The organism is Janthinobacterium sp. SUN073, assembly GCF_030397665.1.
In the GTDB taxonomy this organism is placed as follows: domain Bacteria; phylum Pseudomonadota; class Gammaproteobacteria; order Burkholderiales; family Burkholderiaceae_D; genus Janthinobacterium.
The window spans coordinates 195,062-215,880 of sequence record NZ_JAPUBT010000001.1 but is presented as its reverse complement, the minus strand read 5'-3'; the positions used below and the strand labels follow the sequence as shown (position 1 = coordinate 215,880).

22 protein-coding genes are annotated in these 20,819 nt (G+C 61.1%); 16 read left to right on the top strand and 6 right to left on the bottom strand.

What is annotated here, in order from left to right; genetic code table 11:
• Positions 1–76: 76 nt before the first annotated feature.
• Positions 77–835, top strand: coding sequence for an rRNA pseudouridine synthase (locus O0882_RS01060; protein ID WP_289944629.1), 759 nt, complete (start codon positions 77–79; stop codon positions 833–835).
• Here O0882_RS01060 and O0882_RS01055 read toward each other — a convergent pair.
• The 5 genes from O0882_RS01055 to O0882_RS01035 all read right to left on the bottom strand — a co-directional run bounded on the left by O0882_RS01055 (position 832) and on the right by O0882_RS01035 (position 3,599).
• Complete coding sequence (locus O0882_RS01055) at positions 832–1,260, bottom strand: group III truncated hemoglobin (protein WP_071076336.1); 429 nt, start codon at positions 1,258–1,260, stop codon at positions 832–834. The two genes, O0882_RS01060 and O0882_RS01055, sit on opposite strands and share 4 nt — an antisense overlap.
• A 63-nt stretch (positions 1,261–1,323) precedes the next feature.
• Positions 1,324–1,869: an RDD family protein gene (locus O0882_RS01050; RefSeq protein WP_289944627.1), complete on the bottom strand. Its 546-nt coding sequence runs from the start codon at positions 1,867–1,869 to the stop codon at positions 1,324–1,326.
• Complete coding sequence (locus tag O0882_RS01045) at positions 1,859–2,626, bottom strand: DUF3106 domain-containing protein (protein ID WP_289944626.1); 768 nt, start codon at positions 2,624–2,626, stop codon at positions 1,859–1,861. Before O0882_RS01045 ends, O0882_RS01050 begins: the two co-directional genes overlap by 11 nt.
• A 2-nt stretch (positions 2,627–2,628) precedes the next feature.
• Positions 2,629–3,033: a DUF3619 family protein gene (locus O0882_RS01040; RefSeq protein WP_035820561.1), complete on the bottom strand. Its 405-nt coding sequence runs from the start codon at positions 3,031–3,033 to the stop codon at positions 2,629–2,631.
• Entirely contained in the window at positions 3,030–3,599 is a 570-nt protein-coding gene (locus O0882_RS01035) for an RNA polymerase sigma factor (protein ID WP_034750048.1), read from the bottom strand. Before O0882_RS01035 ends, O0882_RS01040 begins: the two co-directional genes overlap by 4 nt.
• A 495-nt stretch (positions 3,600–4,094) precedes the next feature.
• On the opposite strand from O0882_RS01035, the gene O0882_RS01030 reads away from it, so the two are divergent.
• From O0882_RS01030 to O0882_RS00990, 9 genes are all read left to right on the top strand, one after another.
• On the top strand, positions 4,095–5,825 hold the full coding sequence (locus O0882_RS01030) for an acetolactate synthase 3 catalytic subunit (protein WP_100873806.1): 1,731 nt from the start codon (positions 4,095–4,097) through the stop codon (positions 5,823–5,825).
• 2 nt (positions 5,826–5,827) lie between these two features.
• Entirely contained in the window at positions 5,828–6,319 is a 492-nt protein-coding gene (gene ilvN / locus O0882_RS01025; protein ID WP_071076341.1) for an acetolactate synthase small subunit, read from the top strand.
• Between the two features lie 75 nt (positions 6,320–6,394).
• On the top strand, positions 6,395–7,411 hold the full coding sequence (ilvC, locus tag O0882_RS01020) for a ketol-acid reductoisomerase (protein WP_096236700.1): 1,017 nt from the start codon (positions 6,395–6,397) through the stop codon (positions 7,409–7,411).
• 82 nt (positions 7,412–7,493) lie between these two features.
• Positions 7,494–7,943, top strand: a complete 450-nt coding sequence (locus O0882_RS01015) for a hypothetical protein (protein WP_289944616.1) — start codon at positions 7,494–7,496, stop codon at positions 7,941–7,943.
• 178 nt (positions 7,944–8,121) lie between these two features.
• On the top strand, positions 8,122–9,348 hold the full coding sequence (locus O0882_RS01010; protein WP_289944613.1) for an MFS transporter: 1,227 nt from the start codon (positions 8,122–8,124) through the stop codon (positions 9,346–9,348).
• A 206-nt stretch (positions 9,349–9,554) separates the two neighbouring features.
• Entirely contained in the window at positions 9,555–10,313 is a 759-nt protein-coding gene (locus O0882_RS01005) for an SIMPL domain-containing protein (protein WP_289944611.1), read from the top strand.
• Between the two features lie 112 nt (positions 10,314–10,425).
• A complete protein-coding gene (locus O0882_RS01000; RefSeq protein WP_289944609.1) occupies positions 10,426–11,181 on the top strand; it encodes an SIMPL domain-containing protein in 756 nt (251 codons plus the stop codon).
• 157 nt (positions 11,182–11,338) lie between these two features.
• Positions 11,339–12,190 carry a CDP-diacylglycerol--serine O-phosphatidyltransferase gene (gene pssA, locus O0882_RS00995; protein ID WP_289944607.1) on the top strand — a complete coding sequence of 284 codons (852 nt, stop codon included), beginning with the start codon at positions 11,339–11,341 and terminating at the stop codon, positions 12,188–12,190.
• A gap of 48 nt (positions 12,191–12,238) precedes the next feature.
• The gene (locus O0882_RS00990) at positions 12,239–13,783 is read left to right on the top strand and encodes a 2-isopropylmalate synthase (RefSeq protein ID WP_289944605.1); all 1,545 of its coding nucleotides are present in this window, start codon (positions 12,239–12,241) and stop codon (positions 13,781–13,783) included.
• An 8-nt stretch (positions 13,784–13,791) separates the two neighbouring features.
• Here the strand turns inward: O0882_RS00990 and bamE are convergent, their stop codons facing one another.
• On the bottom strand, positions 13,792–14,289 hold the full coding sequence (gene bamE, locus O0882_RS00985; protein ID WP_289944603.1) for an outer membrane protein assembly factor BamE: 498 nt from the start codon (positions 14,287–14,289) through the stop codon (positions 13,792–13,794).
• A 185-nt stretch (positions 14,290–14,474) separates the two neighbouring features.
• On the opposite strand from bamE, the gene rpsO reads away from it, so the two are divergent.
• The 6 genes from rpsO (at position 14,475) to O0882_RS00955 (ending at position 20,749) form a co-directional block, all read left to right on the top strand.
• Positions 14,475–14,744, top strand: coding sequence for a 30S ribosomal protein S15 (gene rpsO, locus O0882_RS00980; RefSeq protein ID WP_071076969.1), 270 nt, complete (start codon positions 14,475–14,477; stop codon positions 14,742–14,744).
• Between the two features lie 221 nt (positions 14,745–14,965).
• The gene (gene pnp / locus O0882_RS00975) at positions 14,966–17,083 is read left to right on the top strand and encodes a polyribonucleotide nucleotidyltransferase (RefSeq protein WP_071076349.1); all 2,118 of its coding nucleotides are present in this window, start codon (positions 14,966–14,968) and stop codon (positions 17,081–17,083) included.
• 213 nt (positions 17,084–17,296) lie between these two features.
• Complete coding sequence (locus O0882_RS00970) at positions 17,297–17,989, top strand: hypothetical protein (protein ID WP_289944595.1); 693 nt, start codon at positions 17,297–17,299, stop codon at positions 17,987–17,989.
• 8 nt (positions 17,990–17,997) lie between these two features.
• The gene (locus O0882_RS00965) at positions 17,998–18,294 is read left to right on the top strand and encodes a hypothetical protein (RefSeq protein WP_289944593.1); all 297 of its coding nucleotides are present in this window, start codon (positions 17,998–18,000) and stop codon (positions 18,292–18,294) included.
• A gap of 143 nt (positions 18,295–18,437) precedes the next feature.
• On the top strand, positions 18,438–20,384 hold the full coding sequence (locus tag O0882_RS00960) for a methyl-accepting chemotaxis protein (RefSeq protein WP_289944592.1): 1,947 nt from the start codon (positions 18,438–18,440) through the stop codon (positions 20,382–20,384).
• A gap of 155 nt (positions 20,385–20,539) precedes the next feature.
• Positions 20,540–20,749 carry a hypothetical protein gene (locus O0882_RS00955; RefSeq protein ID WP_289944589.1) on the top strand — a complete coding sequence of 70 codons (210 nt, stop codon included), beginning with the start codon at positions 20,540–20,542 and terminating at the stop codon, positions 20,747–20,749.
• Positions 20,750–20,819: the final 70 nt, after the last annotated feature.

Below are 20,819 nucleotides of genomic sequence, written 5' to 3'. Positions count from 1 at the left end.
CCGCATTGCCAAACGAGGGGAGGAGCGGGTCGGTTACAATACCGGCTTTCTCCTCCCTTGCTTTTTGCGCCTCCCCATGACCACACCAATAGAAATGCCCACCGTCCGCCTGGCCAAGCGCCTGTCTGAAGACGTGCCCTGCTCGCGCCGCGAGGCCGAGCTGTATATCGAGGGCGGCTGGGTCACGGTCGATGGCGTGCTGGTGGAAGAGTCGGGCGCGCGCGTGGCCGACAATCAGGCGGTGGTGCTGTTGCCGAACGCGACCCTCGACGAGATGCCGCCCGTGACGATTTTGCTGCACAAGCCGGCCGGGATCAACGGCGGCGTGGGCAGCGAAGGCAAGCCGGCCCTGGCCTGTTTGCGTCCCGAAGAGCTGTTCACCCCCGAAAACGTGCTGCCCAGCGCCGTCACGCGATTCCTCAAGCGCCACCTGATCGGCCTGACCATCACCAATCCGCTCGACACCATGGCGTCCGGCCTGCTGGTGTTTACGCAGGATTTCCGCGTCGCCCGCAAGCTGGTCGACGAAGCCAAAACGGTGGAGCAGGAATTCATCGTGGAAGTGTCGGGCGCCATCGCCGACAATGGCCTGGCGTTGCTGAATCACGGCTTGCCTTTCAATGGCAAGCCTTTGCCGCCGATCAAGGTCAGCTGGCAGAACGAGACGCGTTTGCGTTTTGCCCTGAAAAACGTGCAGCCAGGCCAGATCGCCCACATGTGCAAGATGGTGGGGCTGGACGTGGTCGCCATGAAGCGCTTGCGCATCGGGCGCATCCCGATGGGCGCCATGCCGTCAGGTCAGTGGCGCTATCTGCAGGGTTACGAACGATTCTAAAGTTGCGGCGCCACGATGGCGTGGCTTTCCGCAAAGCTTTTCCATAGCCGCTCAGCAATATTCAAGGCGATGGTATCGGCCTTCTCTTGCAGGGCCGGGTTGCCCATGCTCTCGGTCGTCGCAAAAAACAGGGTCAGCCAGCGGCGGAACATGCACGGCGTCAGGTGTTCCATTTTTGCGTGCTGGGCCAGTGGCTTGCCGTGGTAGCGCATGGTGCCGCGCAGCAAACCTGACCAGAAATCGACCAGTGTTGCCAGATGGGCATCCCAATCCTTGACCTCGGCGGCAAAGATGGGGCCCAGCATGGCGTCATCGCGCGCGGCCGCATAAAAGGTGTGAACGAGATGCTTGACGTCGTCTTCGCTGCAGACTTCCTCGCGGTAGGGCGCGAAGCGTGTGTGGGGGAGGGGGGCGGTATTATTCATGGCATGCCATGATCGCAGAGCCCCCGTGGCGCTTCAATGACCCAGGTCAAGCCGCGTAAAAACTCAGGCGGCGACTTTCTTCGACTTCTTCGCGGGGGCGGGCAATTGCACGATCTGCGTGCCCGCCAGCTTGTCGTGCAGGAATTGTCCATTGCCCGTGAACAGGGCCGTGGCCGACCAGGCCAGGATGCCCACGCCGATGGCGCCCAGGGCAGTCCAGTGTTGCAAATCGAATGCGTACGACACCAGCAGGGCCGGTAGCAGCCACATCCATGACAGGATGTAGCGGCAGGCGGCCACGCGCAGCGGCACGTGGGCGTGGCCCGCCAGCACGACTTTCAGGCGCCAGGTCTTCATGGCCAGCGTTTGCCCTTCGCGGCTCCACTGATGGATGAAATACGCGCCCATGATGAGGAAGGCCAGGCACTGGCGCATGTGTTCCGTCAACGGCGTATGCGCACCTTGCACGGCCAGCTCAAACAGCAGGAAAGGCAAGAACAGCACGGCCAGGGCCAGCAGCGACTCGTACACCATGGAAATCAGGCGGCGCTTGATCGTGGGATGGGAAGTGATGCTGGCGGCGGGCGTGCTATTGGTGCTATTTGGCATAGTTCGGCAGTGGGGCAGGCGTGGCAGGTGGCGTGACGGGCACGGTGGCGGGGGCCGCGGCAGGATCGGCGACGGGCACGCTTGCTGCTGCGGGAGCGGGCGGCAGGACGGGCGCGGCGACGGCAGGCGCTGCCGGCATGGCCGGTGGCACGATCACGGGCGGCTTGCTGGTATTCGAATTGATTGCAGGCACCTTGCCCAGCGGCTTTTTCGGCACCAGTTCCGTCGCCAGCTTTTTCTTTTGATCTTCCGGTAATTGCTGGTACTGCTCCCATTGCGCGGTTTTTTGACCAGGATCAATCTTCTTCGTGCGCGCATAGTTTTCGCGCACCAGGCTGCGCTGTGCCGGCGTCAGCTTGATCCACTCGCGCATGCGTTCATGCACGCGGGTTTGTTCGTCGGGCGACATGGAAGCAAAGCGGCTGGCGATATCGAGCCATTTCTGCTTGCGCAGCGGTTCGAGCTTGTTCCATTCGCCCGCCAGCGGCTGCAGGGCTTCCTGCTGCGCGTGCGACAGCTTGTTCCAGGCAGGGTTGTCGCTGGCCTTGGGCGGCGTGCCGCCTTTGCCGGCCGTGCGGGGCGAGCCGGGCTTGACGGCCGGGGCAGGTGCTACGGCAGTCACGGGCGCTGCCGCCACGGCAGTGGTCGTGGGTGCAGGATGTTGTTGCGCACCTACCCATGCGGCGCCAGCCAGGGCACAGGCGCCCAGGCCGATGCCGCCAGCCAGCCAGCCTTTGCGTACGCTCAAGCGTGCCATGCTTATTGCTCGCGTTTCGTCAGGTAGGCGTTGAAGCCATGGTCCATGTAGGCGGAGAGCGGCAATTCGTCCGACAGCACGGCGGCGTCGATTTCTGCCAGTTCGGCAATATGTTGTTCCTGCTCGAACTGATAGATGCCCACCAGGCCGCCGACCAGCAGCAGCAGCGGGATGATCACGCTCATGCGGCCCAGCCACGACAGCGGCTCGACAAACAGGCTGCTGGCGATGCCGGCGAACACGTCCTTGCGCACGGCAACGGCGGCGGGCGCGTCCGCCTTCTTGCGCGACAGGGCCAGCTTGCGTGCCGCTGCCAGGCGATCGGTGGCCGATGCGGGCAGGTCGTCGAGTTTTTCGTTCAGTGCATGGCGCACTTTGTAAGCGAAATTGAGATCGTCGGTGTTCATAATTTTATTCCCTTGGCTTTCAGCGATTCGGCGAGCGTGTGGGTAGCTCTAGAGCAATGTGTTTTCACGCTACCTTCGGAGCAACCCATCGCTTCCGCTGTTTCAGCCACATCCATGTCCTGCCAGTAACGCATGAGGAAGGCTTCGCGTTGACGTGACGGCAGTTTTTGTACCTCTGCATCAATCAAATCAAGCATTTGCGCGCGTTCGACCTGGTCGGCCGACGATTCGGCGGCGCTGCTGCCCTGTTCCGATTCATACGTGTCAAGTATATCAAAATCTTCATGCTCGTCGCCCGAGGGCTTCATGCCGGAGAAGAGGCTGACCCAGGTGTTGCGAACTTTTTCTCGGCGGAAATAATCAAGGATGGTGTTCTGCAAGATGCGCTGGAACAGCATCGGCAGCTCGGCGGCCGGCTTGTCGCCGTATTTTTCGGCCAGCTTGATCATGGCATCCTGCACGATGTCGAGTGCCGATTCTTCCTTGCGGACCGCGTAGGCGGCTTGCTTGAAAGCGCGCCGCTCGACATTTTCTAGAAAGTCGGATAATTCTTTGTCTGTTGCCATGCGGTATGGGGATCTTAGCGGCTGCGGGTGCGGTGGGCGAAATGGGGGCGGGTATGCTTTTTGCAACCCCGTGCATGCTAGCAAAAAATGTGCGTTTCCGCAGGGTTTTTGCACGTCGTGCGAGCAAAAATGCAGCGAGGCTGACATTTTCCTTGACCATAATGGTGCAACGCGATAACGTATGGGACGCTTTGAACACCCCAAAGCCCTATGGTCAGGTCGCGACCGGCACACAAGGCCATCCGCGGCAAGACGCGCTTTCATTTGTAGGCAGTTTGTTCTAACCCGTGCCACAAGCGCGAGCGGTTCGTACAGGCGCCACAGAAACTCCGGCCAAACGAGTTGCGTTAAGCGTTGTTTTGTAAGGTATCTATGGGTGCCCAAAGAAATTGCGTGACCGCATGAAAAGGGAAGCAGGAGCACTGTCGCGCACAGCGAACTTCGTCAGGAAAGAACATCCGATCAATCTCCAATGGACCTTGAAAGGAATGTTTCATGAATACCGAAGCAGCAGCAGGACCAATTACCGGCGCAGAAATTGTCGTGCGCTGTCTGGCTGAAGAGGGCGTCGAGCACGTCTTTGGATACCCGGGCGGAGCCGTACTCTACATCTACGACGCCATCTTCCAGCAAAACAAATTCCAGCATATCCTGGTACGCCACGAGCAGGCCGCGATCCACGCCGCCGATGCCTATTCGCGCAGCTCGAACAAAGTCGGTGTCGCCATCGTCACGTCCGGTCCGGGCGTCACGAATGCCGTCACGGGCCTGTCGACCGCGTACATGGACTCGATTCCCATGGTGGTGATCTCCGGCCAGGTGCCGAGCCACGCCATCGGGCAGGATGCGTTCCAGGAATGCGACACGGTCGGCATCACCCGCCCCGTGGTCAAGCACAACTTCCTCGTCAAGGACGTCAAGGACCTGGCAGCGACGATCAAGAAAGCCTTCTTCATCGCCCGTACCGGCCGTCCGGGACCCGTGCTGGTCGATATCCCCAAGGATATCAGCATGCACAAATGCCATTTCGACTATCCGAAGGAAGTCGAGATGCGTTCCTACCGTCCCGTCGACAAGGGGCACTCGGGCCAGATCCGCAAGGCCGTGCAGCTGTTGCTGCAAGCCGAACGCCCGATGATCTACACGGGCGGCGGCGTGATCCTGGCGAATGCGGCTCCCGAGCTGAACAAGCTGGTCGACCGCCTGGGTTTCCCGTGCACCAATACCTTGATGGGCCTGGGCGGCTACCGCGCCTCGAGCGAGCAGTATGTCGGCATGCCCGGCATGCACGGCACCTACGAAGCGAACATGGCGATGCAAAATTGCGACGTGCTGATCGCCATCGGCGCCCGTTTCGATGACCGCGTGATCGGCAACCCGAAACATTTCGCCTCGCATCCGCGCAAGATCATCCACGTGGACATCGATCCATCGTCGATTTCCAAGCGCGTCAAGGTCGATATCCCCATCGTCGGCAACGTCAAGGACGTGCTGATCGAGTTCCTCGCGCAGCTGGACGCGGCCGAAGCCAAGCCGAACGTCAATGCATTGAGTAACTGGTGGAAGCAGATCGCCGAATGGCGTGGCCGCGAATGCCTGAAGTACCCGACTTCCGACCTGGTCATCAAGCCGCAATCGGTGGTGGAAAAAGTGTTCCAGATCACCAAGGGCGACGCCTTCATCACGTCCGACGTGGGCCAGCACCAGATGTGGGCGGCGCAATACTATGGCTTCGACAAGCCGCGCCGCTGGATCAATTCCGGCGGCCTGGGCACCATGGGGGTCGGCTTGCCGTACGCCATGGGCGTGCAGATGGCCAATCCGGACGCCACCGTTGCCTGCATCACCGGCGAAGGCTCGATCCAGATGTGCATCCAGGAACTCGCCACGTGCAAGCAGTACCACCTGACGCCGAAGATCATCATGCTCAACAACCGTTTCCTCGGCATGGTGCGCCAGTGGCAGGAAATCGATTACGGTTCGCGTTATTCCGAGTCGTACATGGATTCGCTGCCCGACTTCGAAAGGCTGGCTGAAGCATACGGCCACGTGGGCATGAAAATTGAAAAACCGGGCGACGTCGACGGCGCCCTGAAAGAGGCGTTTGGCATGAAAGACAGGCTGGTATTCATGAATTTCATTACCGACCAGTCCGAAAACGTGTGGCCCATGGTGAAAGCCGGCAAAGGCCTGTCCGAAATGATGCTCGGTTCGGAGGATCTCTAATCATGCGCCATATTATTTCTGTCTTGCTGGAAAACGAAGCGGGTGCCCTGTCGCGCGTGGTGGGCCTGTTCTCGGCACGCGGCTACAACATCGAAACCTTGACGGTGGCGCCGACGGAAGACTCGACCCTGTCGCGCATGACCATCGTCACCAGCGGCTCGGACGATATCATCGAGCAGATCACCAAGCACCTGAATCGTCTGATTGAAGTGGTGAAGGTGGTTGACCTGACCGAAGGCCAGCATATCGAACGCGAGTTGATGCTGATCAAGGTCCGTGCCGTTGGCAAGGAGCGCGAGGAAATGAAGCGTACCGCCGATATCTTCCGTGGCCGCATCATCGATGTCACCGAAAAGACGTACACGATCGAACTGACCGGCAACAAGGTCAAGCTCGACGCGTTCATCGACTCGATCGACCGCGCCTCCATCCTGGAAACCGTCCGCACGGGTGGTTCCGGCATCGGCCGCGGCGAACGCATCCTCAAAGTATAAAAGTACACAGCAGCACTACGCGGCCCACGGGCCGCATTTAAAACAACAATGCATCATCAAATTATAGGAAATACCATGAAAGTTTTTTACGACAAAGACGCTGACCTCTCCTTGATCAAAGGCAAAAACGTTGCCATCATCGGCTACGGTTCGCAAGGCCACGCGCACGCGCAAAACCTGAACGATTCGGGCGTCAACGTCACCGTCGGCCTGCGCAAGGGCGGCGCTTCGTGGACCAAGGTCGAGCAAGCCGGCCTGAAAGTGGCGGAAGTCAACGACGCCGTGAAAGCGGCCGACGTCATCATGATCTTGCTGCCGGATGAAAACATCGCCCAGGTCTACAACGAAAACATCGCCCCGTTCGCGAAGCAGGGCGCCGTGCTGGCCTTCGCCCACGGCTTCAACGTGCATTACGGCCAAGTCGTGCCACGCGCCGACCTGGACGTGATCATGGTCGCACCGAAAGCCCCGGGCCATACCGTGCGCGCCACCTACACCCAGGGTGGCGGCGTGCCCCACCTGATCGCCGTGTACCAGGACAAATCGGGCATCGCCCGCGATATCGCCCTGTCGTACGCCTCGGCCAACGGTGGCGGCCGTGCCGGCATCATCGAAACGAATTTCCGTGAAGAAACCGAAACGGATTTGTTCGGCGAACAAGCCGTGCTGTGCGGCGGCGCCGTGGAACTGATCAAGGCCGGTTTCGAAACCCTGACGGAAGCCGGTTACGCTCCTGAAATGGCGTATTTCGAGTGCTTGCACGAACTGAAACTGATCGTCGACCTGATCTATGAAGGCGGCATCGCCAACATGAACTACTCGATCTCGAACAACGCCGAATACGGCGAATACGTGACCGGTCCTAAGGTTGTGACCTCGGCCACCAAGGATGCGATGCGTCAATGCCTGAAAGACATCCAAACGGGCGAATACGCGAAGAGCTTCATCCTGGAAAACAAGGCAGGCGCACCGACCCTGATCTCGCGCCGCCGCCTGACGTCCGAGCACCCGATCGAAGAAGTGGGCGCCAAACTGCGCGCCATGATGCCTTGGATCGCCAAGAACAAGATGGTTGACCAGTCGAAAAACTAAGCAGCTGTCGTTCCACGAAGAAGCCGGCGCAAGCCGGCTTTTTTTATTACAATCAGGGCCATTCAACCAAACCGTGAGCACCATGCTTGTTTTTTCTAAAGTTTTTGTCGGCAATCTGCATGTCGTCAAGCGCCCCGTCTCGGTTGCCATCAGCTGCTGGTTTCTGGTCATCGGTTCGCTGTCGGCGCTGGTGTCGGCTTACCTCGGCCGCAACGATCCCGCCATGCTGGCCGGAATGGGGCGCAGCGTGATTCCCGCCGAGGTGCAGTACGCGATTTTGATGTTTAGCATGGGCATTAACCTGGTGGCAGCGCTGGCCATGCTGCAAAGGCAGCGTGGCGCGCGCACTGTGTATCTGGTGTGGGGCGTGATCGACATTGCACTCTGCCTGGCGACCTTGCCGGTCAAAATGAACGTCTTGCCTGGCGCGCTCACGTTCGCCGTCATCTGCGCCTTGCTGTACAGTCCGAAATCGAATGCCTGGTTTTCGCCACGCAAGGCGGCCAACGATGCCTGCATGACGGCAGCTTGAGCACGGTTGTTTGAGCACGCACGTTTTTCGCTCGTCTCCTATATAATCCCGCCCTTCCTTTGCAGTTTCCTATGGACTGCATCTGTTTCGGTATCTGCCGACCGCAACGCGCATCACCGCTTTTGTCGCACGCCAGGCGCTAGTTATTTAGCCGCTTGCGCAAGTAGAAGGACCCCCCATGACTGACCGTATCACCGCCACGGCGCCCTCGCAGGCTGCTGTTGACTCTTCCATTCCCATCCTGGCCTTGCTGGCCCTGGCCATGACGGCGTTTCTTGCCCTCCTGTCGGAAACCTTGCCGGCCGGCTTGCTGCCGCAGATTGCCAAGGACCTCGGCATTTCCGAAGTCATGACGGGTCAGCTGGTGACCGTGTACGCCATCGGCTCCATCCTGACGGCGATTCCCCTGACGGCGCTCACCAGCACCTGGCGCCGGCGCAATGTCTTGTTGCTGGCCATCATCGGCTTCCTGATCTTCAATACGGCGACGGCCCTGGCGCCCAACTACACCGTCGCCCTGGTCGCGCGCTTCGTGACGGGCATGGCCGCCGGGCTGGCCTGGGGCTTGATGGCAGGCTATGCGCGCCGCATGGTGCGTCCCGAGCAGCAGGGCAGGGCGATGGCCATTGCCATGATCGGCACGCCGCTGGCCCTGTCGCTGGGCGTACCGCTGGGTACCCTGATGGGCGGCGTGCTGGGCTGGCGCAGCATCTTTGGCATCATGTCCGGCATGGCCGTGGTGCTGGTCGCGTGGGTGTTGCTGGTCGTGCCCGATTATCCGGGGCAAAAGAGTGGCGAACGGCTGTCGATACGCCAGGTGTTCGTGACGCCGGGCGTGCGGCCGATTCTGTTTGTGATCGTCGCCTGGATGCTGGCGCATAATATTTTATATACGTATATCGCACCGTTCCTGGCGCCGTCTGGCTTGCGCCCCCGCATCGACCTGGTGCTGCTCGTGTATGGCGTGGGTTCGCTGGCCGGCATCTGGCTGGTCAGCCAGCTGATCGACCGCTGGCTGCGCCCGCTCGTGCTGGGCTGCATCGCCGCCTTTGCCCTGGTGGTGGTGGCGCTGGGCCTGGCGATGGACTCCCCTATCGTCATCTATGTCAGCATGGCCATCTGGGGTATCACCTTCGGCGGCGCCGGCACCTTGCTGCAGACGGCGTCGGCGGACGCGGCCGGCGACGGCATGGATGTGGCGCAGGCGATGGTGGCGACCATCTGGAATGTGGCCATCGCGGGCGGCGGCCTGGCGGGCGGCATGCTGCTCGACGGCTATGGCGCGGCATCGTTCCCGTGGGCCATGCTGGCCTTGCTGCTGGTGGCGTTGACTATCGCCTGGTGCGCGCACCGCCACAGTTTCAAGCCGGGCCGGCGCAGCGGCGGCGCGGTCATAGGTCACTAACAACACTGTTATTTTGAATATCAATGTGTTGAAATGTGAGCAGATGTGACTGGGAAGCGCATTTTGTGAGGATTTGTTAATTTGCGCCACGGGAATGAACGAGGCGTTAGAATCTACACAGTTTGACAAGTTTCTCAGGCGAAAGGGATGGCAAAAGCGTCCCTTTCGCAGGCTGTCAGCCATATTAACTACCTAGGAGTACCCCCATGACCGTGATGAAATCCATCCTTGTTGCCGCCGCAGCCACCGTTGCCCTGAGCGCGCAAGCGCAAACCTTGCCAACTTCCGGCACCCTGGTGGTCGTCCCCGCATTTGGCGAAGTCAAGCATGTCAACGACCAGGTGGTCGCTACCCTGGCCGTCGAAGAACAGGACAAGGACAAGGCCGCCGCCGCGTCGAGAGTCAACCAGAAGATGAACAAGGGCATCGCCATCGTCAAGCAAGCCGACCCGTCGGCAGCGCTGAAATCGTACGGCTATTACACCTATCCCGTGTATCCGGAAGAGCGCCCATTGCCGGCTGGCGCCGTGGCCAAGCCACGTTTGCCGACGGCCTGGCGAGTCGGCCAGTACCTGGAAGTGACGACGGCCAACCTGGCGACCTTGCCAAAAACAGTATCGGCGGCGCAAGGCGTGCTGACCCTGAACGGCTTGAATTTTGGCCTGAAGCCGGAAACCATCCGCCTGCTGGATGACCAGCGTATCGCCGCCACGTACAAAAACCTCAATGAGCGCGTGGCCGCCATCGCCAAGGCCATGGGCCGCAACGTCTCCGACGCCGTGCTCGATACGGTGGACTTCGAAGGTTCGGGCAACTACGCCACGGAAAGCCGTCCTGCCGCCGCGCCGATGATGATGCGCAGCGCCAAGATGGCCGAAGACAGCAGTGTCGTCGCCGAGCCGAGCTTCGAACCGGGTGAAACGACGCTCGACATGCGTGTCGTCGGCAAGGTCAAGTTCAAGTAAGTGCGAGTAAGCTCGTCAACGTGGAAACATTTCCGCGTTAACATGTGTTAAAAAATCATGGGGCTGTTGGCCCCATGGTTGTTTTTGCCCCATTATTTTCCAGGAGAACACCATGACCGTCATGAAATCGCTGTTGGCTGCCGCCGTCGCTACCGTTGCCCTGGGCGCACACGCCCAGGCCTTGCCCACCTCTGGCACCCTCGTGGTGGTGCCCGCGAATGGTGAAGTGGTGCATGCGAACGACCAGGTGACCGTCACCCTGGCCATCGAAGAGCAGGACAAGGACAAGGCCGCCGCCGCCTCGCGCGTGAACCAGAAGATGAACCAGGGCGCGGCCATCGTCAAGAAAGCCGATCCGCAAGCCGTGCTGAAGACCCAGGGTTACTACACGTACGCCGTGTACCCGGAAACGGCGCCCTTGCCGCCGGGCGTCGTCGCCAAGCCACGCGTACCGACGGGCTGGCGAGTGGGCCAGTATCTGCAGGTGACGACGACGAATCTGGCCGCCTTGCCGAAAACAGTTTCCGCAGCGCAAGGCGTGCTGACCCTGAACCGTTTGAACTTCGGCCTGGCGCCCGCCACCATCCGCAAGCTCGACGACCAGCGCATCGCCGCCGCCTACAGGAACCTCAACGAGCGCGTGGCCGCCATCGCCGGCGCCATGGGCCGCAACGTCAATGACGCCGTGATCGACACCATCGATTTCGAAGGTTCGGGCAACTACGCGCAGCGCGCCAATATGGCTGGTGCACGCGCCATGAGCGCCGACTCCATGGGCTATGGCGGCAACCAGGTCGCCGAACCGAGCTTCGAGCCGGGCGAAACGACCCTCAACATGGGCCTGGTGGCCAAGATCAAGTTCAAATAATGTTTGAACAAGCGTCAATATTGCCAGCTTGACGCCGCCGCACTTTTCTTTGGCGGTGGCTCCTCTATAATGGCAACATCGGCAGGCGCATGCCGCGAGACGAATGCGCCTGCCATCTGGCACCGAATCCCCCGCAGCACACAAGATATGGAACAACATGGCAAACTTCCCCCGTCGTAGAGGCAAGAACGGCACTCCCGCAGTATCCAAAGCGTCCCGCTTCAGCAAATTCGTGCGACAGCCGGTGACCGATGGCACTGGCAAGAAAACCTTGCGCCGCCGCGGCATCTATCTGTTGCCGAACGCCTTCACGACGGCAGCCCTGTTTTGCGGCTTCTACGCCATCGTCATGGCCATGAACCAGAAATTCGAACACGCGGCCTGGGCCATCTTCATTGCCATGATCCTCGACGGCCTCGATGGCCGCATCGCGCGCCTGACGAATACGCAGAGCGAATTCGGCGCCCAGTACGACAGCCTGTCCGATATGGTGTCGTTCGGCGCTGCGCCCGCGCTGGTGATCTATGAATGGTCGCTGCGCGGCATGGGCAAGTTGGGCTGGCTGGCCGCCTTCGTGTATTGCGCCGGCGCCGCCTTGCGCCTGGCCCGCTTCAACACGAACATCGCCGTGGTCGACAAGCGCTTCTTCCAGGGCTTGCCCAGCCCGGCGGCGGCGGCCATGGTGGCCGGCTTCATCCTGCTGATGAACGACCTGGAATTTGCCGGCAACCAGCTGGCCTGGGTCTCGTGGACGATCGCCCTGTTCGCCGGCCTGACCATGGTCACGAATGTACCGTTCTACAGCTTCAAGGATGTGAATTTCCGCAAGTCCGTGCCCTTCATCGTGGTATTCCTGCTGGCATTGTTCTTCGCGCTCATTTCCATCGACCCGCCGAAAGTGCTGTTCCCGATTTTCGTCGCCTATGGCCTGTCCGGCTACGCCGTGTTTTTCTGGCGCATGGCGAAGGGCAAGCCCGTCAGCATCATCCAGACCGACCCCGAGCATTAATGCGCTGAGTCGGTAGCGTCGCCAGTTTTCAGCCAGCCAGGAGCAGCCATGAACACCAGCAACCGACTCATCATTTTTGACACCACCTTGCGCGACGGCGAGCAATCGCCGGGCGCCTCCATGACGCGCGAGGAAAAGCTGCGCATCGCCAAGCAGCTTGAGCGCATGAAGGTCGACGTGATCGAAGCGGGCTTCGCCGCCGCCTCGCAGGGCGATTTCGAGTCGATACGGGCGATTGCCGGTGCCGTGCGCGAGTCCACCATCTGCTCGCTGTCGCGCGCCAACGACCGCGACATCGCCCGCGCCGCCGAAGCGCTGCAGCCGGCCGAGCGCAAGCGCATCCACACTTTCATCGCCACCTCGCCCCTGCATATGCAGATGAAGCTGCGCATGACGCCCGAGCAAGTGCTTACGCAGGCGCAGAACGCCGTGCGCTACGCGCGCCAGTTCACGGACGACATCGAATTCAGCCCCGAAGACGGCAGCCGCTCGGACGAAGATTTCCTCTGCCGCGTGCTGGAAGCCGTGATCGCCGAGGGCGCCACCACCATCAATTTCCCCGATACGGTGGGCTACGCCGTGCCCGAGATTTTCGGCAATACCATCAAGCGTTTGCGCGAGCGCATCCCGAACTCGGATAAGGCCATCTGGTCCGTCCATTGTCATAACGATCTGGGCCTGGCCGTGGCCAATTCGCTGGCCGGCGTCATGATAGGCGGCGCGCGGCAGATCGAGTGTACCGTCAATGGTCTTGGCGAGCGGGCCGGCAACACGGCGCTGGAAGAGGTGGTGATGGCGCTGCGCACGCGCGCCGCGTATTACAACTTGACGGTGGGTATCGATACGACGCAAATCGTGGCGGCCTCCAAAATGGTGTCGCAGATCACGGGCTTTGCCGTGCAGCCGAACAAGGCCGTCGTGGGTGCGAACGCCTTTGCGCACGCGTCCGGCATCCACCAGGACGGCATTTTAAAGGCGCGCGAGACGTATGAAATCATGCGCGCCGAAGACGTGGGCTGGACCGCCAACAAGATCGTCCTGGGTAAATTGTCGGGCCGCAACGCCTTCAAGCAGCGGCTGCACGAGCTGGGCATCGCGCTGGAGTCGGAAGCGGAAGTCAACGCCGCCTTCCTGCGCTTCAAGGAACTGGCGGACCGGAAATCCGAGATTTTCGATGAAGACATCATGGCCCTCGTCAGCGAAGAGCAGCAGGCGCAGGAGAGTGAGCACTACCGTTTCATTTCCCTGGCGCAGCAATCGACGACGGGCGCCGTGCCGCACGCGCGCGTAGAGTTTCTCGTCGGCGGCGTGCAGCGCAGCTGCGAAGGGCGGGGCGATGGCCCCGTCGACGCCACCGTCAACGCGATCGAAAGCGCGGCCGCCAGCGGCGCGGAACTGGTCTTATTCTCCGTCAATGCCATCAGCACGGGCACGCAGTCGCAGGGCGAAGTGACGATGCGATTGTCGCGCGACGGACGCATCGTCAACGGCGTGGGCGCCGACCCCGACATCATCGTCGCGTCGGCCAAGGCGTATTTGTCGGCGCTCAACAAACTGCATGCCAAGGATGAGCGCATCGATCCCCAGCCATAAGGCTGTCTTCACCAGAAAAACCGGCGCTCTTCCTTGTCCGGATCGGGCCCGTTCATCATCATGCGCACGATGCCGTCGTGGTCGAAGTGCACGTGCATCATGGAATCCCACACGCCCGATTCCTTGTAGCGGTAGGACCAGACGTGCAGTTTCGGCAGAGACAGGTACGATGTTTCCGTCGGGCGGCCCAGGGTGTGCAGCACGTCTTGCTGGGTCGACATGCCCACCTTGATGCGGGCAAAGCCCGGCGTGTCGAGGACTTGCTCGTAAGAAATGAGTTTGTCGTCGGGGCCGAAGCGCGCCATATACGTGTACTGGCCGTACGGCCCCGTGGCGTATTCCAGTTCCGGGCCCGTGGCCAGCTGGTAGATGGCCGTAGGACGGCCCAGGCGCGCTTCCACGGCGGCGCGCGCTTCGCCTGGCTGGGGCGGAGGAACGTTCCAGCTGGCGCAGCCGGCCAGCGTGGCCAGCAGCACAGGCGTTGCTAATTTGAGCAGTTTTTTCATGTTTGTCCTCCTGAAATGCGGGAAAATCCTATCATGCGCCGAGAAAAGAGCGCACGGCAGGATACAGGCGGGCATTTTTCCGATATACTTGCGCGTCTGGTTGTAAGCATAGACCAGTATTTTAATAATCGTAGTTCACGGTGGATAGGGTTCAGACTCTGTGCACCGCATGTGAAAGGTTTATCATGACAGTAGAAAACATCAACAAAGCCGCTATCATCGCGGACAACGCACGTGGTCAAAACGACACCGGCTCCCCTGAAGTGCAAGTTGCACTGCTGACAGCTCGCATCAACGAACTGAACGGCCACTTCAAAGCCCACTCGAAAGATCACCACTCCCGCCGCGGCCTGATCATGATGGTCAACCGTCGTAAGAGCCTGTTGTCGTACCTGAAGTCGAAAGACGCTACCCGTTATCGCGACCTGATCGCTAAACTTGGTCTGCGCAAGTAATTTTTGCCGCACAAGGTTTATACAGAAATGCCTGCGCCAGTTCGCTGACGCGGGCATTTTGTCATTTGAATTCCGGATTTATGTCTGTAAGTAAAGTATTCTCTTACCGATATCATGTTTTAAAAGTAAAGTAGTAAAGGCGGCAACGGTTTTTCCACCGCCTGTGGTGAGGTGAACGACAGCCCCTGAAAATCTGTCGGCAATTAGAAAAGGGATACCCCATGTTTAACAAAGTTACGAAAACCTTCCAGTACGGTCAACATCAAGTGACCCTGGAAACCGGCGAAATCGCACGTCAGGCATCCGGCGCAGTGCTGGTGTCGATCGAAGATACCGTCGTGCTGGCAACGGTAGTGGCACGCAAAGATGCCAAACCAGGCCAGGATTTCTTCCCTTTGACGGTTGATTATGTTGAAAAAACCTATGCTGCCGGTAAAATCCCGGGCGGTTTTTTCAAGCGCGAAGGCCGTCCTTCCGAAAAAGAAACACTGACATCCCGTTTGATCGACCGTCCTATCCGTCCGCTGTTTCCGGAAGGCTACCTGAATGAAGTGCAAGTCATCATTCACGTGTTGTCGGTCAATCCTGAAATCGATCCGGACATCGCCGCCATGATCGGCGCATCGGCTGCCCTGTGCGTATCGGGCGTGCCTTTCAGCGGCCCTATCGGCGCTGCGCGCGTCGGTTACGCGAATGGCCAGTACATCCTGAACCCGACCGTCCAGCAACTGAAAACGTCGGAAATGGACCTGGTGGTCGCCGGTACCGAAACGGCCGTACTGATGGTCGAATCCGAAGCGAAACAACTGTCCGAAGAAATCATGCTGGGCGCCGTGGTCTTCGGCCACGACCAGATGAAAGTCGTCATCGACGCGATTCACGACCTGGTGCGTGACGGCGGCAAGCCGGAAGTGGAATGGGCGCCTGCGCCGAAAAACGAAGCACTGATCGCCCGCGTCGCGCATTTCGCCAACGCCAAGATCAATGACGCGTATCAAACCAAGGACAAGCAAGAGCGTACGGCCAAGCTGAAAGCGGCGACGTCGGAAGTGATCGCCGATCTGTCGGCTGAAGCCGCCGCCAACGGTGGCGCGTCCATCGACAGCGCCGAAGTGAACAACATCCTGTTCGACATCGAAGCGAAAATCGTGCGTACGCAAATCCTCGACGGCGAGCCACGCATCGACGGCCGCGACACGCGCACCGTGCGTCCGATCTCGATCCGCACCAGCGTGCTGCCACGCACCCACGGTTCGGCCCTGTTCACGCGCGGCGAAACGCAGGCGCTGGTCGTCGCTACCCTGGGCACCGCCCGCGACAGCCAGAAGATCGATGCGCTGATGGGCGAGTTCACCGATTCGTTCATGCTGCATTACAACATGCCTCCGTTCGCCACCGGCGAAACGGGCCGTGTCGGTACGCCAAAACGCCGCGAAATCGGCCACGGCCGCCTGGCCAAGCGCGCGCTGATCGCCGCCCTGCCAGCAGCTGAAGAGTTCAGCTACTCGGTGCGCCTGGTATCGGAAATCACGGAATCGAACGGTTCTTCGTCGATGGCTTCGGTGTGCGGTGGCTGCCTGGCACTGATGGACGCCGGCGTGCCGATGAAAGAACACGTGGCCGGTATCGCCATGGGCCTGATCAAGGAAGGCGGCAAGTTTGCCGTGCTGTCCGACATCCTGGGCGACGAAGATCACCTGGGCGACATGGACTTCAAGGTAGCCGGTACCCGCAACGGTATCACGGCGCTGCAGATGGACATCAAGATCATGGGCATCACCAAGGAAATCATGCAAGTGGCACTGGCGCAAGCCAAGGAAGGCCGCGAGCACATCCTGGGCGAAATGCAAAAAGCCATGCCGCACGTCAAAACCGAACTGTCCGATTTCGCACCGCGTCTGATCACCATCAAGATCAACCCGGAAAAAATCCGTGACGTGATCGGCAAGGGCGGCGCCGTGATTCGCGCGCTGACCGAAGAGACGGGCACCCAGATCGACATCAGCGACGAAGGCGTGGTCACCATCGCTTCCGTCGACGCCGCTGCCGGCCAGGAAGCCAAGCGCCGCATCGAAGAACTGACGGCCTCCGTCGAAGTGGGCAAGACCTACGAAGGCACCGTGCTGAAACTGCTGGACTTCGGCGCCATCGTGCAAGTCATGCCAGGCAAAGACGGCTTGCTGCACATCAGCCAGATCGCCAACGAACGCGTCAACGCCGTGGCCGATTACCTGAAAGAAGGCCAGCTGGTCCGCGTCAAAGTGCTGGAAACGGATGACCGCGGTCGTCTGAAACTGTCGATGAAAGCTGCTGAAGGCAACGAAGCGCCAGCCGCTTAATTTCCTTCAGGTTCGCCTGAGTGCGGCCTTGGCCGCATGCTCAACAACCGCCAGCGCGCAAGCCCTGGCGGTTTTTTTGCGCCGCGTTTGTGCTGCATCAAGGTAGATGCCGCTTTGCGCATCGGCCTTGATCCAGCTCGCATTGGCCAGTTGTACGCCTTGTAGATTCGGGAGGGGATCTTCCCCTGAACGAGTCTTCCAAGGAGATGCAGCATGCGCACATTCTGCGGGCTGGCCGCCGCCTTTCTGCTTGCCGTCGCGCCCGGCGTCCGGGCCCAGCTGGACAACGCGCCCATGCTGGTGCCGCTGCCCATTCCCATCGCCGCCGCATCCACGGCCATGCCGGCGCAGGATATCGACGCCTTGCGCGCCGTGCATGCACGCGAAATCAATGACCTCAGCACGTTCAAGACGGCGGGCTTGCAGCGCCCGGTGATCGACGGCTGGCTGGAGGGTGAGGACGGGCAGCAATTCCTGGCCCAGCTGCGCGCCGCCGATCCCGCCGCGCCGGCCGATACCATCTATGCGCGGGCCCTCGAACAGCTGGCGTCCGGCAATAAGTTGCCGACCGTCGGGCTGATCGATATTCCGCTCTACAAAGTAGTGCCGCACGGACAGAGCGTCTCGCCGTATTCGCCATACTTCACCACTATCGGGCAGTTGCAAGGCAGCGACGAGTGTGACTCGCTGGCAGACTGCTTCGGCTTGCCGCTCAGGAGCGAAGCGCCGCTGTATGATGTGTATATGGTCACGCCTAACGGGGCCGTGACGGTGTTTGTCAGCTCGGTGGCGCCGACCGAAGAGCTGGGCGGCCTGGTGCGGCGCAAGGGAGGTGCCTTGCAATACCTGTTGCCCAATCGCAAGCTGTGGTCGGCGCCCGTGCTGGTGGGCACCATCAAGAATTAGGAGTGAACATGGATCAGTCGCGCCTGCAAGCCTGTACTGCCGAACTGGAACAGTTGCTGGCGCGCCTGGCGCTCGTCGATGGGGAGGTGGCCGACTTGCGCAGCGCGGTCGAGCCGCTGCTGGCCCTGGCTGGCAGCGGCGCCTTGAGCGCACCCCTGCCATGGGGTGATATCCCCGGCGGGCGTTATTTTACGGAAGGCGGTTTGCGCCAGTACCCCGAGCTGGAACAGGCATTTGCCCGCTTCCGCATCGAGGCCACGGGCGGCGAATCGCCCGCCTTGCGCAAGCTGCGGGGCGAGATATAGTTAATGTATCGTCAATGTGAAGTTAATATAAGGTATCAATTGTTGTTTCTGGGTAATTGAGAGTCGGTATTGCTTGACGACAAAATCTTATTCCCGGACCATGGCGCATCCCTCCCGATTTCCCCTTTTTTATTGGATGCACCATGTTGTCCTCCCTTAAGGCGCGGCTGATCGCCATCGCCGTTTCCATCGTCGTGCTGGCCATGCTGGCCGTGGCCATCGCCAATTTCTTCACCACGCGCTCCAGCACCCTGGCCGCGCTCGACACGCAGATGCTGCAGTTGTCGCACAGCCATGCGGCGGCCATCGCCGAATGGCTGCGTTCCAAGCAGGCTGTCGTCGCTTCGCTCAAGCAGGGCGCCACGGCGGCCGATCCGCTGCCGGCCCTGAAGGCGGCCGAGCAGGCGGGCACGTTCGACATGGCGTATATCGGCTTTGCCGACAAGCATGCCGTCTTTTCGCAGGAGCGTCAGCGCGCCGCCGACTACGATCCCACGGCACGGCCCTGGTACAAGCTGGCGTCCGAAACTGGCGGCCCCGTCATCACGGCGCCGTATATCGGTGCCAGCACGGGCAAGCTGGTGGTGACGTTTGCCGAGCCGCTGGGCGGCAAGGGCAGCGTGACGGGCGTGATGGCGGCCGACGTGATGATGGATGCGGTGGTGCAAAACGTCGCCTCGATCAAGCCGACGGCGTCCAGCTACGGCTTTCTCGTCGATGGCGGCGGCAAGATCATCGCCCATCCTGACGGCAAGCTGACCCTGAAACCGCTGGCCGAGCTGGACCCGGGCCTGAGCGCGCAGGCGCTGGCCGATATTGAAAAGAGCGGCGACGGCGCCGCCATTCGCCTCGGCGAGCGTAACGGCATCTTGCATGTGAGTAAAGTGCCGGGCAGCGACTGGCTGCTGGCGACCGTGCTCGACCGCGCGGAAGCGACGCAAGCACTGAGCTCCATGCTGCGTGCCTCGGCCCTGACGGCCTTGCTGGTGCTGGTCCTGGCCGCCGCAGTATTGAGCGCGCTGGTGGCGCGCGCCCTGCGCCGCCTGGGCCTGGTGCGCGATGCAATGGAAGCGATCGCCACGGGCGACGGCGACCTGACCAGCCGCCTCGACGCGCAAGGCACGGACGAACTGGCGCAGATCGCCAAGGCCTTCAACTTGTTCGTCGAAAAGATCGCCACCGTGCTGGTGCAGATCCGCAGCATCAGCACCCTGGTGCGCAGCGAGTCGGCCGATATTGCCGCTGGCAACGCCGACCTGTCCTCGCGCACGGAAGCGCAGGCGGGCGCGCTGGAAGAAACAGCCAGTTCGATGGATGAACTGACCTCGACCGTCAAACAGAATGCGGAAAACGCGCATGCGGCCAACGAGCTGGCCATGTCCGCCTCGGAAGTGGCGGCCAAGGGCGGCCGCGTGGTGCAGCAGGTGGTGGGCACCATGGCCGGCATCCAGGAAAGCTCGCGCAAGATCGTCGACATCATCGGCGTCATCGACGGCATCGCTTTCCAGACGAATATCCTGGCCTTGAACGCGGCCGTCGAGGCGGCGCGCGCGGGCGAGCAGGGCAGGGGCTTTGCCGTGGTGGCGTCGGAAGTGCGCAACCTGGCGCAACGCTCCGCTGGCGCGGCGAAGGAAATCAAGGAGCTGATCGGCGACTCGGTGGAAAAAGTCGATGCGGGCGGGCGCCTCGTCAATGAGGCGGGCCAGACCATGGACCAGGTGGTGGCCTCGGTGCAGCAATTGACGACCATCATGAGCGAGATCACGGTGGCCAGCCGCGAACAGAGCGCCGGCATCGGCGAGATCAATACGGCCGTCACGCACATGGATACCATGACGCAGCAAAACGCGGCCCTCGTCGAGCAGGCCGCCGCTGCCGCGGAAAGCCTGCAGGAGCAGGCCGTGGACCTGGCACAGGCCGTCGGCATGTTCCGCCTCGGTGATGCGGGCCCTGCCGCAGCATCCGCACCCGTGACGCGCCTCAAGGCGAAGCCGGCCGCATCCGTACCACGTGCGCCGGCCCGTGCGTTGTCGGCGGCCAAGCCCGTCAAGGCGGCCAAGTCCGGCGCCGACGAGTGGGAAGAGTTTTAAGTTGCAAGCGTAGCGATCTGCGCGTTCATCCGCGTTTTTGTCAGGCCAGCCTGCCAAAAGCGCAGTTCGTCGCAATCGGCGTGTTGGCCGGGGGCGGTATGGCTATAGTGACACCATACCGCAAGCCCACTGCCAGATACCCGAGGAGTACCAACATGAACGTCGCTAAAAACATGGAAGTCATTGCCGTTACCGCCGCCATCTTGCTCGGCGCCAGCTGCTACGCCATCGCCCCGGCCGCCCCGGCCCTGCAAGTGGCCAGCTCCACGGCCACCGTGGCCGCGCCCGCGGGCAAGGCTGCCATGCACGTGGTGGTAGTCAAGGCCAAGCGCCTGAGCGCTACCGAAAAAGCCCGTTTCGCATAATTGATTGTCAGCAATTTTTGCTGCTGCTACAGTGGCAGCCAGTGGCAATGCGCGGGAGCCCCATGAGGGC